Annotated in this window: 14 protein-coding genes; 11 read left to right on the top strand and 3 right to left on the bottom strand. The window is 73.3% G+C overall.

Translation table 11 applies throughout. The features are described 5' to 3' along the window. Window positions 1–42: 42 nt before the first annotated feature. From FHU28_RS21880 to FHU28_RS21830, 11 genes are all read left to right on the top strand, one after another. Window positions 43–315: a hypothetical protein gene (locus FHU28_RS21880; protein WP_184686361.1), complete on the top strand. Its 273-nt coding sequence runs from the start codon at window positions 43–45 to the stop codon at window positions 313–315. A 48-nt stretch (window positions 316–363) separates the two neighbouring features. Then, on the top strand, window positions 364–1,383 hold the full coding sequence (locus FHU28_RS21875) for a zinc-dependent alcohol dehydrogenase (protein ID WP_376700822.1): 1,020 nt from the start codon (window positions 364–366) through the stop codon (window positions 1,381–1,383). 2 nt (window positions 1,384–1,385) lie between these two features. After that, complete coding sequence (locus tag FHU28_RS21870; RefSeq protein ID WP_184686359.1) at window positions 1,386–1,784, top strand: 6-pyruvoyl trahydropterin synthase family protein; 399 nt, start codon at window positions 1,386–1,388, stop codon at window positions 1,782–1,784. A 4-nt stretch (window positions 1,785–1,788) separates the two neighbouring features. Further along, window positions 1,789–2,826 carry a glycosyltransferase family 4 protein gene (locus FHU28_RS21865; protein WP_184686358.1) on the top strand — a complete coding sequence of 346 codons (1,038 nt, stop codon included), beginning with the start codon at window positions 1,789–1,791 and terminating at the stop codon, window positions 2,824–2,826. Further along, complete coding sequence (locus FHU28_RS21860) at window positions 2,823–3,632, top strand: small ribosomal subunit Rsm22 family protein (RefSeq protein WP_184686357.1); 810 nt, start codon at window positions 2,823–2,825, stop codon at window positions 3,630–3,632. The genes FHU28_RS21865 and FHU28_RS21860 overlap by 4 nt, the downstream gene beginning before the upstream one ends. Window positions 3,633–3,769: 137 nt before the next feature. After that, complete coding sequence (locus FHU28_RS21855; protein ID WP_184689776.1) at window positions 3,770–4,690, top strand: lysylphosphatidylglycerol synthase transmembrane domain-containing protein; 921 nt, start codon at window positions 3,770–3,772, stop codon at window positions 4,688–4,690. A gap of 69 nt (window positions 4,691–4,759) precedes the next feature. After that, window positions 4,760–5,389, top strand: a complete 630-nt coding sequence (locus FHU28_RS21850) for a GTP cyclohydrolase II (protein WP_030499246.1) — start codon at window positions 4,760–4,762, stop codon at window positions 5,387–5,389. After that, window positions 5,386–6,075 (top strand): RibD family protein, encoded by a 690-nt coding sequence (locus tag FHU28_RS21845; RefSeq protein WP_184686356.1) that lies wholly within the window; start codon window positions 5,386–5,388, stop codon window positions 6,073–6,075. The genes FHU28_RS21850 and FHU28_RS21845 overlap by 4 nt, the downstream gene beginning before the upstream one ends. 107 nt (window positions 6,076–6,182) lie before the next feature. Continuing rightward, on the top strand, window positions 6,183–7,862 hold the full coding sequence (locus tag FHU28_RS21840; RefSeq protein WP_184686355.1) for an extracellular solute-binding protein: 1,680 nt from the start codon (window positions 6,183–6,185) through the stop codon (window positions 7,860–7,862). Beyond that, on the top strand, window positions 7,859–8,884 hold the full coding sequence (locus tag FHU28_RS21835; protein ID WP_184686354.1) for an ABC transporter permease: 1,026 nt from the start codon (window positions 7,859–7,861) through the stop codon (window positions 8,882–8,884). The genes FHU28_RS21840 and FHU28_RS21835 overlap by 4 nt, the downstream gene beginning before the upstream one ends. After that, window positions 8,881–9,801: a carbohydrate ABC transporter permease gene (locus FHU28_RS21830; RefSeq protein WP_184686353.1), complete on the top strand. Its 921-nt coding sequence runs from the start codon at window positions 8,881–8,883 to the stop codon at window positions 9,799–9,801. Before FHU28_RS21835 ends, FHU28_RS21830 begins: the two co-directional genes overlap by 4 nt. 27 nt (window positions 9,802–9,828) lie before the next feature. Here FHU28_RS21830 and FHU28_RS21825 read toward each other — a convergent pair whose 3' ends face one another. Genes FHU28_RS21825 through FHU28_RS21815 form a run of 3 tightly spaced genes read right to left on the bottom strand, consistent with a single transcriptional unit; the run spans window position 9,829 to window position 12,238 of the window. Further along, window positions 9,829–10,566, bottom strand: coding sequence for an amino acid ABC transporter ATP-binding protein (locus FHU28_RS21825; RefSeq protein ID WP_073828334.1), 738 nt, complete (start codon window positions 10,564–10,566; stop codon window positions 9,829–9,831). Continuing rightward, window positions 10,563–11,345 carry an amino acid ABC transporter permease gene (locus FHU28_RS21820; protein WP_184686352.1) on the bottom strand — a complete coding sequence of 261 codons (783 nt, stop codon included), beginning with the start codon at window positions 11,343–11,345 and terminating at the stop codon, window positions 10,563–10,565. The genes FHU28_RS21825 and FHU28_RS21820 overlap by 4 nt, the downstream gene beginning before the upstream one ends. 38 nt (window positions 11,346–11,383) lie before the next feature. Continuing rightward, window positions 11,384–12,238: an ABC transporter substrate-binding protein gene (locus FHU28_RS21815; RefSeq protein WP_184686351.1), complete on the bottom strand. Its 855-nt coding sequence runs from the start codon at window positions 12,236–12,238 to the stop codon at window positions 11,384–11,386. Between the last annotated feature and the right edge of the window lie 104 nt (window positions 12,239–12,342).

The raw sequence follows: 12,342 nt of genomic DNA, 5'->3' as shown, positions 1-12,342 counted from the left end.
ACCGGTCACTGGGACGGTAGCGACGACGCAAAGGGGAACACGGTGCCCGACACGATGCGGATCAGGTCCAGTCAGGACGCCGCCCTGCCACGGGGCGTCACCGACCCGTTGCTGTGGCGTGCCGCCTACGACGTGGCCGCCGCGCACCAGCCCGACGACTCGGGCCGGTGCGAGAGCCTGCTGTGCGACGGACGGCCCGGGCCGTGCGACGCGCTGACCGCCGCCCACCGCGCCATGCGCCTGGCCGGGGACCTCGACGCCGAGCACGACGAGCCCGCGACCTGGCGTACGGAGGAGCGGCGGCGCGCCGCCTGAGATCACGTCGCGGGCGGTTCGAACCGTGGACGCCCCGCATCCGTGTTTATGATCGACAACTCGGTCGGAATGCGGGGAAGAGGAGAGTTCGTGACGGTCGACGCCCACGCGTTCTGGCTCCGCGCCCCCGGCGAGGGCGAGATCAGGCCGGTCCGCCTCGCTCCGCCCGGCCCGGGTGAGGTGCTCGTGCGTACCCGCTTCTCCGGCGTCAGCCGGGGCACCGAGACGCTCGTGTTCACCGGCCGTGTCCCGGCCGACCAGCACGCCGCGATGCGCGCGCCGTTCCAGGAGGGCGACTTCCCCGCCCCGGTCAAGTACGGCTACCTCAGCGTCGGCACTGTCGAGGCCGGCGACGAGCGGCTGCTCGGCCGTACCGTCTTCTGCCTCTACCCGCACCAGAGCGCGTACGTGGTCCCGGCCGACGCCGTGACTGTCGTGCCGGACGGCGTGCCGGCGCAGCGCGCGGTGCTGGCCGGCACCGTGGAGACCGCGGTGAACGCGCTGTGGGACGCCGCGCCGCTGGTCGGTGACCGGGTCACGGTGATCGGCGGCGGAATGGTCGGCTGCGCGGTGACCGCGTTGCTGGCCCGTTTCCCCGGCGTCCGGGTCGAACTGGTCGACGCCGACCCGGCCCGCGCCGAGGTGGCCGCCGCGCTCGGCGCCGACTTCGCCGCGCCCGCCGACGCGGCCGGCGAGCGCGACCTGGTGGTGCACGCCAGCGCCACCGCCGACGGGCTGCAGCGCGGCCTGGAGTTGCTGCGTCCCGAGGGCACCGTGCTGGAGCTGAGCTGGTACGGCGACCGGCCGGTCACGCTCGCGCTCGGCGGCGCTTTCCACTCGCGACGGCTGGGCATCCGCAGCAGCCAGGTGGGCACGGTGTCGCCCCGGCGGGCCGACCGCAGCTACGCCGACCGGCTCGCCCTGGCCCTGGACCTGCTCGCCGACCCGGCGTTCGACGCGCTGATCACCGGCCGGTCCCACTTCGACGACCTGCCCGACGTGCTGGACCGGCTCGCCTCGGGCCGTCTGCCGGCGCTGTGTCATCTCATCACCTACGGCGAGGAGTGAACGTGTTCAGCGTGACTGTCCGGGACCACATCATGGTCGCCCACAGCTTCCGCGGCGAGGTCTTCGGCCCGGCCCAGCGGCTGCACGGCGCGACGTTCGTCGTCGATGCCACGTACCGCCGGCCGGAGCTGGACGACGACGGGATCGTGGTCGACATCGGGCTGGCCACCGAGCAGCTCAAGGCCGTGCTCGGCGAGCTGAACTACCGCAATCTCGACGACGAGTCCGCCTTCACCGGGGTGAACACCACCACCGAGGTGCTGGCCCGTACGGTGGCCGACCGGCTCGCCGACGCGGTGGCGGCCGGCCGGCTGGGGGAGGGCGCGCGCGGCCTGACCGGGATCACCGTCACCCTGCACGAGTCACACATCGCCTGGGCGAGCTACGAGCGGTCGCTCTGACCGGATGACAGTCGTCCACGCGGTGCTGCCGGGTGACATCGACGACCCGGCGGACCCCAGCGGCGGCAACGCCTACGACCGTCACGTCTGCCGTGGCCTGGCCGAACGTGGCTGGACGGTCCGGGAACACCAGGTGCCCGGCGGCTGGCCGCACCCGGGGCCACGGGAACGGGCCGACCTGGCCGGACTGCTCGGCGGGCTGCCCGACGGCGCGACGGTGCTGCTCGACGGCCTGGTCGCCTCCACCGTGCCGGACGTGCTCGCCCCGCACGCCGCGCGGCTGCGCCTGGTCGTCCTGGTGCACCTGCCGATCGAGGGCGAGACCGAGGCGCAGTCGCTGGCGGCGGCCACCGCCGTGGTCGCGACCAGCGAGTGGACCCGGCGCCGCCTGCTCGACCGGTACGCGCTGCCACCGCAGCGGGTGACGGTCGCCCCACCCGGCGTCGACCCGGCGCCGGTCGCCACCGGCACGCCCGGCGGGGGACGGCTGCTCTGCGTCGCCGCCGTCACAGCGGTCAAGGGGCACGACGTGCTCGCCGCCGCGCTCGCCGAGGTGGCGGACCTGAACTGGAGCTGCGACTGGGTGGGACCGCTGGACCGGGACCCGGCATTCGCCGACCGGCTGCGCGGGCGGCTCGCCGCCACCGGTCTGGGTGGCCGGGTCCGGCTCACCGGCCCGCGTACCGGGCCCGACCTGGCCGCCACGTACGCCGCCGCCGATCTGCTGGTCCAGCCCTCACGGCGGGAGACGTACGGCATGGTGGTCACCGAGGCGCTGGCCCGGGGCGTACCGGTGCTGGCCGGCGACACCGGCGGCCTGCCGGCCACGCTCGGGCACGCCCCCGGCGGCGAGCGGCCCGGCCTGCTGGTGCCACCTGACGATCCAGGCGCGACCGCCGCGGCGCTGCGCCGCTGGCTCACCGATCCCGGCCTGCGGGACCGGCTGCGCCGCGCCGCCCGGCAGCGGCGGCACACCCTCACCGGCTGGCCGGTCACCGTGGACCGGCTGGCGACGGCGCTGAAGGAGGCGACAGCGGTATGACCACCTCACTCCCGCCCGGCTTCGCGGACTGGCTGCGGCTGCGTGAGCCCGCCGACGCGGCGGCCCGCAGCGCCGAGCTGGCCGACGCGGTCCGCGACCGGTTGCCTGCCGGCCGGCCGCTCGTCGTGCACGACCTGGGCAGCGGCACCGGCTCGATGGCCCGCTGGCTGGCGCCCCGGCTGCCCGGCCCGCAACGCTGGGTGCTGCACGAACGCGACCGGAACCTGCTGGCGCTGGCCCGCTCGGCGCGGCTCACCGCCGCCGACGGGGCCGAGGTCACCGTGACGGCGCTCGACTCGGACATCACCCGGCTGACCGCCGCCGACCTGGCCGACGCGCACCTGGTCACCGCGTCGGCGCTGCTGGACATGCTCACCGCCGAGGAGGTCGAGCGGATGGCGGCGGCCTGCGCCGGCCACCCGACGCTGTTCGCGCTCACCGTGACCGGGCGGGCCGAGTTCGCCCCACCGGACCCGCTCGACGCCGAGCTGACCGCCGCGTTCAACGCCCACCAGCGCCGCACCGTGGACGGCCGGGCCCTGCTCGGACCGGACGCGGTGGACGTGGCCGTGACCGCGTTCCGCCGGCACGGCGTCGAGACGCTGGTGCGATCCACCCCGTGGCGGCTCGGGCCGGAGCAGGCGGAGCTGGCCGCGGAATGGCTCACCGGCTGGGTCGGCGCGGCCGTCGAGGAACAACCGCATCTGTCCGGGCCCGCCCGGACGTATCAGAAGTGGCGGCTCGCCGAGGCCGCCGCCGGCCGGCTCGAGGTGGTGCTGCACCACGCCGACCTGCTCGCCGGCTGAACCGTACCGGCCGCCGGCGCGTGACAACCGGTGGGAACAAGGAGGACCGTTTGTCACACGTCGCCGTCGCCGGGCCCGTACCCGCCGTCACGTCCGCGCCGTCCCGGCCCCACCGGGCCCGGGCGGGCCGAGCATGGTTGAGCCAGGCCTGGGTACGTCCGCTGCTCGGGCTCGCCGTCCTGGCCGTGCTCGTCGCGTCAGTGGGCACCGGCCCGTTCCTGGCCGGGCTGCGCCTGATCGACGCGCCGGCGCTGGCCGCCGCGCTCGGCATCGGGGTGGTCACCACCGTCTGCTGCGCATGGCGCTGGTCGCTGGTCGCCGGTGGGCTGGGCGTACGTCTGCCGATGCGGGCCGCGGTGGCGCACTGCTACCGGGCGATCTTCCTCAACTCCACACTGCCCGGTGGCGTGCTCGGCGACGTGCACCGGGCGGTACGGCACGGCCGCGACGCCGGGGACGTGGCCCGGGGCGTACGGGCGGTGGTCTGGGAGCGCACCGCCGGGCAGGTGGTGCAGATGGTCATCGCGGTGGCGTTGCTGGCCGCGTTCCCGTCGCCGGTGCGCCGGTACCTGCCGTGGCTGGCGGTCGGCCTGGCCGTGGGGGCGTTTGCGCTGGTGCTCGCCGCCCGCGCGGTGCCCCGCTCCGGGGCGTCCCGCTGGGCGCGGGCGGCCCGGACCGCGGTCGCCGACGTGCGCTCCGGCGTGCTGGGCCGCCGGACCTGGGCCGGTGTGGTGATCGCCTCGACAGTGGTGTTCGCCGGCCACCTGGCCACGTTCGTGGTGGCCGCCCGCACCGCCGGGACGGACGCCCCGCTGTCCCGCCTGCTGCCGTTGACGCTGCTCGCCCTGCTCGCCATGGCGGTGCCGCTCAACGTGGGCGGGTTCGGCCCGCGCGAGGGGGTCGCCGCATGGGCGTTCGCCTCGGCCGGGCTGACCGCCGCGCAGGGTGTGGCGACCGGCACGGTGTACGGCGCGCTGGTGCTGGTGGCCAGCCTGCCCGGCGCCGCGGTGCTGCTGGCGCGGCGGCTGCCCCGGCGGGAGCCCGGCAACTGTCGGTGATCCCGCCTACGGTGGGGGAGCGAGGTGTGCGTCGCCGGGTCCGCCCGGCGACCGGACGACAGGAGAACCATGGACGAAACCCTGCCCACCGCGACGGTCCGGACCCGCGTGACGGTCCCGCTACGGTTCCCCGACGGATACGTGACGACCGCGCGCGTGCACACCTTCCACGGTCTCGTCGACGGACGCGAGCACCTGGCGTTCGGGCTCGGCGAGCACGTCGACGCCGACCCGCCGCTGGTCCGCCCGCACAGCGAGTGCCTCACCGGGGACGTGTTCGGCAGCCAGCGCTGCGACTGCGGGCCGCAGTTGCGCGAGGCGGTCGAGCGGATCGCCGAGGCCGGTGGCTACCTGCTCTACCTGCGGCAGGAGGGGCGGGGCATCGGCCTGTACGCCAAGCTCGACGCGTACGCCCTGCAGGACGACGGCCTCGACACGTACGAGGCGAACCTGGCGCTCGGGCGCGGCGCGGACGAGCGCGACTACACGGTGGCCGCGCAGATGCTCGGCGCGCTGGGCGTGGACCGGGTGGCCCTGCTCAGCAACAACCCGGACAAGGCGGCCCAGCTCGAGCGGCTGGGCGTCACGGTGGCCGACCGGGTGTCCACGGGCGTGCACCTGTCGCCGGCCAACGCCGGTTACCTGGCGGCCAAGGTGACCCGCGCCGACCACGCCCTCGACCTGCCGTTCGTGCCGTGACCACCCGCCCGTACGTGCTGCTCAGCTGCGCGATGTCGATCGACGGCTACATCGACGACGCGACCACCGACCGGCTGGTGCTGTCCAACGACGACGACCTGGACCGGGTCGACGCGACCCGGGCCGGGTGCGACGCGATCCTGGTGGGCGCGGCCACCGTGCGCCGCGATGACCCCCGCCTGCTGGTGCGCAGCGAGCGGCGGCGCGCCGACCGGGTGGCGCGCGGCCTGCCCCCGTCGCCGGTGAAGGTGACGCTGACCGGCGGTGGCGACCTCGATCCGGGGGCGCGGTTCTTCACCACGGGTGACGGGCTCAAGCTGGTGTACTGCCCGAGCGGCGTGGTGGACAAGGCCCACGAGCAGGTCGGCGCGGTGTCCACGGTGGTCGACGCGGGTGATCCGGCCACGCCGGAGGCGGTGGTGGCCGACCTGGCCGGGCGCGGGGTGACGCGCCTGATGGTGGAGGGCGGCGGCTCGATGCACCGCCAGTTCCTGACCGCCGGCCTGGCCGACGAGCTGCACCTGGTGGTCGCCCCGTTCTTCGTGGGGGACCGGCGGGCGCCGCGCTTCGTCGGGGACGGCCGCTTCCCGTGGCACCCGGGCCGTCGGGCCAGGGTGATCGAGGTGCGCCAGATCGGCGACGTGGTGCTCACCCGCTACGCGCTGTCCGAGCGCTGCCCGGCCTGACCCGTCGTCCCGCCCGGTCCACCCTTGTGCAAGCTCACGGTCGTGATTAGTTTGTTGACCATCCATACGAACTAATCCACTGCGCATCCCTTCCCGAAGGGGGACCGATGACCACGCACCACCCCGACCCGGGCTCCTCCCGCCGTCGCTTCCTCGGCCTGGTCGGCCTCGGCGTGGCCGCCACCACCGCCGGCCCGCTGCTCGCCGGCTGCTCCGAGAAGCCGGCCGGCTCCGGCGCCGCCCAGAACCTCGACGCCGTCTCCGGCGTGCTGCCCACCCACAAGGACCTGCCCGGCGGCGTCAAGCCCGACATCGTGGGCACCCGCCCGGTGCCCGACGGCTACACCCGCTACCCGGCCAGCCTCGTCGACGCCGTCACCGACAAGCCCGGCACCAGCGGCAAGCAGGTCACCGCGATGACCCCGGCCTGGGGCCCGGCGCCGCCCGGCGTCGCGCAGAGCGCCTACCTCCAGGCGGTGAACGCCGAGCTGGGCACCCCTGTCAGCTTCACCACCCAGGACGGCAACACGTACGCCGACAAGCTCAACGCGATGCTCGGCGCGCGCGACGTGCCGGATCTGCTGTGCGTACCGTGGTGGGAGGTGGAGAAGATCCCGCGCTTCGCCGACGCCATCAAGGTGCTCTTCGAGGACCTGACCGACCATCTCAGCGGCGACGCCGCCGCCGCGTACCCGATGCTGGCGAGCTTCCCCACCGGGGCCTGGCGGCGGGCGGTGTGGAACGAGCGGCTCATGTCCGTGCCCAACCCCACCGACGGGCCGTTCCCGTGGGCGCTGTTCACCCGCAAGGACATCCTCGACGCGCGCGGCCTGGCCGTACCGGCGAACCTGGACGACCTGCTCGCCGTGGCCAAGCAGGTGACCGACCCGGCGCGCAAGGTGTGGGCGTTCAACGACGTCTTCGCCATGATCCAGATGTTCCACCGGGTGCCGGGCCACAAGGGCGGATGGCGGGTCAAGTCTGACGGCACCCCCGAGTTCAAGTACGAGACCCCGGAGTTCCGCCGCGCGCTGGAGGTGGTGGCCAAGATCTACGCGGACGGCCTGGTCCACCCGGACATCGTGGCCAGCAGGGGCGCGGACGCCAAGCAGCTGTTCGCCAAGAACGGCGCGATCGTGTTCCTCCAGGACGGCGTCGGCTTCTGGCAGGGCGCCCAGGCCGAGCACCAGAAGACCAACCCCCGGCTGAACATCCAGCCGGTGCCGATCTTCTCCGCCACCGGCGGCGCCCCGCTGGTCTGGGGCGACGACGAGCCGATCTCCTACACGTTCGTCAAGAAGGGCCTCGGCAAGGACCGGGTCCAGGAGCTGCTGCGGATCATCAACTGGTGCTCCGCGCCGCTGGGCAGCCAGGAGGCGCAGCTGCGGGACTTCGGCGTCGCGGGCAAGCACCACAACCCGTCGCCGAACGGGCCGGTCAAGACCGACCTGGCGTTCAAGGAGATCGCCAACCAGTACTTCTTCATCAGCGGCCGCAACCCCACCATCGGGCCGTTCCCGGACACCCCGCGGTTCGTGCCGGACGTGCTCGCGTACTCCAACGAGATGGTGAAGCACATGGAGCCCAACCCGTGGGCCGGGGTGAAGCTGGAGATGCCCGCGGCCTACAAGGCCAACCAGGTGCCCACCGAGGACAAGTTCACCGACGTGCTGCGCGGCCGCCGCCCGCTGAGCGACGTGGACGCCATCGTCGCGGAGTGGAAGGCGAACGGCGGCGAGGAGGCCCGCAAGCTGCTCGCCGACTCGCTGCCCAAGGCGGGCCGATGAGCGAGCCGGCCGTCCTGGCCGGGCCCGAGCGGGCCCGGCCGGACGCCCCGGCCCCACCGGGCCGCCCGCCCCGCCGCCGTCCGTCCCGCCGCCGGGTGCCGCTGCGCACCCGGCTGCGCCGGGACTGGCAACTGCTCGCGATGGTGGCGCCCGGCTTCGGAATCCTGCTGGTCTTCAGTTACCTGCCGATCGCCGGCAACATCATCGCGTTCCAGGACTACAACCCCTACCTGGGCGACAACCCGTGGCAGGCGTTCGCGCACAGCGACTGGATCGGCTTCGGCCAGTTCCAGCTGCTGTTCGACGACCCGGCGTTCTGGGACGCGTTCCGCAACACGCTGGCGATCACCGCGTTCCAGCTCGTCTTCTTCTTCCCGCTGCCGATCCTGCTGGCCATCGGGCTGCACAACCTGCTGTCCAGCCGGCTGCGCGGGCTCATCCAGACCGTCGTCTACCTGCCGCACTTCTTCAGCTGGGTGCTGGTGGTCACGTTCTTCGTGGCGATGCTCGGCGGCGCGGGGCTGCTCGCCCAGACCATGCGCGAAGCCGGGATGCAACCCTGGAACGTGATGACCAACCCGGACACGTTCATCGTGCTGGTCACCGTCGAGGCGGTGTGGAAGGACGTCGGCTGGGGCACCATCGTCTTCCTGGCCGCGCTGTCCACCATCGACCAGAACCTCTACGAGGCCGCCGCCGCGGACGGCGCCGGCCGGTGGCGGCGGCTGTGGCACATCACGCTGCCCGGCCTGCGCCCGGTGATCGTGCTGCTGCTCATCCTGCGCCTGGGCGACGCGCTCTCGGTCGGCTTCGAGCAGTTCCTGCTGCAACGCGACGCCGTCGGCCGGCAGGCCGCCGAGGTGCTCGACACCTTCGTCTACCACTTCTCCATCGCCACCGGGAACTACGGGTACGGCGCCGCGGCCGGTCTGTTCAAGGCGGTCATCGGGCTGGTGCTGATCCTGGCCGCGAACCGCGTGGCGCACATGCTCGGCGAACGAGGGATCTACTCGAAGTCATGACCACGCTCATCCGCCGGACGTCCGGCAACCGAAGCCGCCGGCCGGTGTGGCAGGAGCCGCCCACCCCGCTCGGGCAGGGGCTCAAGGCCGTCGCGTTCACAGTGCTGGTGGCGGGCGTGCTGTTCCCGCTCTGGGTGATCCTGGTGACCAGCCTCTCCTCCCGGGAGACCATCGCCCGGGCCGGCGGCATGGTGGTCGTGCCCCGGGGCGTCGACACGTCCGCGTACGAGACCATCTTCGCCGGTGGCGCGGTGACCCGGGCGCTGTGGATCAGCACGCTCGTCACAGTGATCGGCACCGCCATCGCGCTGACGGTCACCGTGCTCGCCGCGTACGGGCTGTCCCGGCCCGGCTCGCTGGGGCACCGCTGGCTGCTCGCGTACTTCCTGATCCCGTTCCTGGTCTACCCGCCGCTGGTGCCCCGCTATCTGGTGGTCACCGGCCTGGGTCTGAAGGACACCATCTGGGCGCTGGTGCTGCCGCCGGCGATCAGCGTGTTCAACCTGGTCGTGGTGCGCGGGTTCTTCCAGGGCATCCCGTCGGAGCTGCTGGACAGCGCCCGCATCGACGGCGCGAGCGACTTCCGTACGCTCGCGCGCATCGTGCTGCCACTGTCCCGCGCGGTGATCGCCGTGGTCGGCCTGTTCTACGCGGTCAGCTACTGGAACGTCTGGTTCGACGCGCTGCTGTTCATCGACCGCAACGACATGTACCCGATCCAGCGGGTGCTCCAGAGCTACCTGCTGGCCGGGCAGGCCCCGCACACCTCCGGCAGCAGCAGCGGGGTGACCATGCCGCCGACCGAGGCGGTCAAGATGGCGGTCGTGGTGCTGACCGTCGCGCCGATCGTCGCCGTCTATCCGTTCATCCAGCGGCACTTCGTCAAGGGCGTGCTGATCGGCGCGGTGAAGGGCTGAGGGGGCGCTCCGAGCTTTCCGCGCGCGTCAGAGCACCTGGGACAGGAAGCGTCGCAGCCGCGGGTGCTCCGGCGCCTCGAACACCGCCTCCGGCGGGCCGGACTCCAGCACCACCCCGGCGTCCATGAACGCCACCGTGTCGGCGACGCTGCGCGCGAACCCCATCTCGTGCGTCACCACGACCATCGTCATGCCGGCCGCGGCGAGGTCGGCCATCACCGCGAGCACGCCCTTGACCAGCTCCGGGTCCAGCGCGCTGGTGGCCTCGTCGAAGAGCATCACCTGCGGGCGCAGCGCCAGCGCCCGCGCGATCGCCACGCGCTGCTGCTGACCGCCGGACAGCTGCGCCGGCCGCGAATCGGCCTTGCCGGCCAGGCCGACCAGGTCGAGCTGGGCGCGGGCGAGCGCCACCGCCTCGTCCTCGTCGAGCTTCTTCAACTTGCGCAGCGCCAGCGTGACGTTGCGCAGCACGCTCAGGTGCGGGAAGAGGTTGAACTGCTGGAACACCATGCCGACGCGCTGGCGCAGCGCGTCCGGGTCGTCGCGCAGCACGCTGCGGCCGTCCAGCAGCACGTCGCCACGGTCCGGCTCGATCAGCCGGTTGATCGTGCGCAGCAGTGTCGACTTGCCGGAGCCGGACGGGCCGATCACGCAGGCGGCGCCACCGCGCGCCACGTCCAGGTCCGCGCCGCGCAGCACGCGGTGCGCGCCGAAGGCCAGGTGCACGTCGCGGACGGCCAGGCTGACCGAGGTGGTGGTGGTCATCGCGGGTCCTTCCCGGACGGGGTGAGGTCGACCGGCTCGGCATCGGGTTCGGGCTCGGGCTCGGGCGGTGCGGCCGGGCGGCCCTGCCGCAGCCGCCGGTCCAGCCAGTTGACCGCGTGCGTCAGCGGCACGGTCAGCGTCAGGTAGAACAGCCCGGCCAGCAGCAGCGCGGACTGGTTGCCGGTGTTCGCCGCGTAGTCCTGCCCGACCCGGAACAGCTCCCGCTGGCTGGCCAGCAGGCCGAGGAAGTAGACCAGGCTGGAGTCCTTGATCAGCGAGATGAGCTGGTTGACCCAGGCGGGCAGCACCCGGCGTACGCCCTGCGGAATGATCACCAGGCGCATCGCCTCGCCCCAGGAGAAGCCGAGCGCCCGCGCGCCCTCCAGCTGGGCGGCCTCCACGCTCTGGATGCCGGCCCGGAAGATCTCGCCGAGGTAGGCGGCGGCGATCAAGGACAGCGCCAGCACGCCCAGCGGATAGGGGTTCGGGCCCCAGACCTGCATGCCCAGCGGCGCCAGGCCGACGCCGATGAGCAGGATGGTCGCCGCGGCCGGCAGGCCGCGGAACACGTCGGTGTAGATCCGCGCCGGCCACCGCAACCACCGGGTACGCGAGATGCCGGCGACGGCCAGCAGCATGCCCAGCACCGAGCCGAGCAGGGCGGCGGAGACCGCCAGGGTGAGCGTGTTGGGCAGCCCGACGGTCACCATCTCGGGCAGCGCCTCGCGCATCGACTCCCAGTCGAAGAACGTCTCCCAGAGGGTGCTCAGTGGGTCCATGTCCGCTCCGTCCGCCCTGCTCGTGCTCGGTTACCGGCTCAGGAGGCGGCCGACGGCGCCGGCGCCGCGACCGACCCGCTGCCGGGCTTGAAGTCGGCCGGGACGGGCCGCCCCGGGTAGTACTCCGCCTGCAGGCGGGTCCAGGTGCCGTCGGCGATCACCTCGTCCAGGCCCTTGTTCAGCGCCTCACGCAGCTTGTCGTTGCCCTTCGCCACCGCGAACGCGGTCGGGGTGGGGCTGAGCTGCTTCGCCGCGACCTTGATCTTGCCGTTGCTGTCCGCGGCGGACTTGTCGCCGATCTCCGCCGGGGCGATCCAGGCGTCCGCGGTGCCGGCCTTGAGCTGGTTGATCGCGCTGTTGTAGTCGGGCACGCGCACCGGGTCGAGGTTCTGCCTGGTGGCGTAGTCGTCCTGCACGGTGCCCTGCACCACCACCACGCGCTTGCCGGCGAGCTGGTCGAAGCCGGTGAGCGCGGAGCCGGCCGGCACGTCCAGGCCGAAGTAGCCGAAGTCGTAGCCGTTGCCGAAGTCCACAGTCTTCTTCCGGGCCTCGGTGATCGTGATCGAGGAGCTGCCCACGTCGAACTTGCCACTGTTGACCTGGGAGAGCAGGGCGGAGAAGTCGGTGCCGACGAACTCCACCTTCAGGCCGACCTTGCCGGCCACGGCACGCAGCAGCTCGTTGTCGAAGCCGGTGAACTTGCCGTCCTTGAGAAAGACGTTCGGCGGGGCGTCGGTGAGCGTGCCGGCGCGGATCACGCCGGGCTGGAGCAGGCCGTACGGGTTGTCGGCCGCGTCGGTGTCGTCGCCGCCGCAGGCGGTGAGCGCGGTGACGGCGAGCAGAGCCGCCGCGCCGACGGCGACGGCGCGGGTCAGGACGGTACGGAAACGCACGATGTCTCTCCAGAGTGGATGGACGCGCGGGGTGCGCGTCGGCGCCGGCCCGCCGGACAGACGGCCGGGCCGGAGAAGGGTGGATCGGGAAGAGGGGGTTGGCG

It is taken from the genome of Micromonospora echinospora, from assembly GCF_014203425.1.
Taxonomy (GTDB): Bacteria; Actinomycetota; Actinomycetes; order Mycobacteriales; family Micromonosporaceae; genus Micromonospora; species Micromonospora echinospora_A.
Note: the sequence above shows the minus strand (reverse complement) of the source record. Positions and strands in the feature narration are given on the sequence as shown.

What these genes read in the sequence shown, in the direction of transcription:
- FHU28_RS21875 (WP_376700822.1), top strand. Translation starts at nt 364, where the DNA reads ATGATCGACAACTCGGTCGGAATGCGGGGAAGAGGAGAGTTCGTGACG.
- FHU28_RS21865 (WP_184686358.1), top strand. Translation starts at nt 1,789, where the DNA reads ATGACAGTCGTCCACGCGGTGCTGCCGGGTGACATCGACGACCCGGCG.
- FHU28_RS21860 (WP_184686357.1), top strand. Translation starts at nt 2,823, where the DNA reads ATGACCACCTCACTCCCGCCCGGCTTCGCGGACTGGCTGCGGCTGCGT.
- FHU28_RS21850 (WP_030499246.1), top strand. Translation starts at nt 4,760, where the DNA reads ATGGACGAAACCCTGCCCACCGCGACGGTCCGGACCCGCGTGACGGTC.
- FHU28_RS21840 (WP_184686355.1), top strand. Translation starts at nt 6,183, where the DNA reads ATGACCACGCACCACCCCGACCCGGGCTCCTCCCGCCGTCGCTTCCTC.
- FHU28_RS21835 (WP_184686354.1), top strand. Translation starts at nt 7,859, where the DNA reads ATGAGCGAGCCGGCCGTCCTGGCCGGGCCCGAGCGGGCCCGGCCGGAC.
- FHU28_RS21830 (WP_184686353.1), top strand. Translation starts at nt 8,881, where the DNA reads ATGACCACGCTCATCCGCCGGACGTCCGGCAACCGAAGCCGCCGGCCG.
- FHU28_RS21825 (WP_073828334.1), bottom strand. Translation starts at nt 10,566, where the DNA reads ATGACCACCACCACCTCGGTCAGCCTGGCCGTCCGCGACGTGCACCTG.
- FHU28_RS21820 (WP_184686352.1), bottom strand. Translation starts at nt 11,345, where the DNA reads ATGGACCCACTGAGCACCCTCTGGGAGACGTTCTTCGACTGGGAGTCG.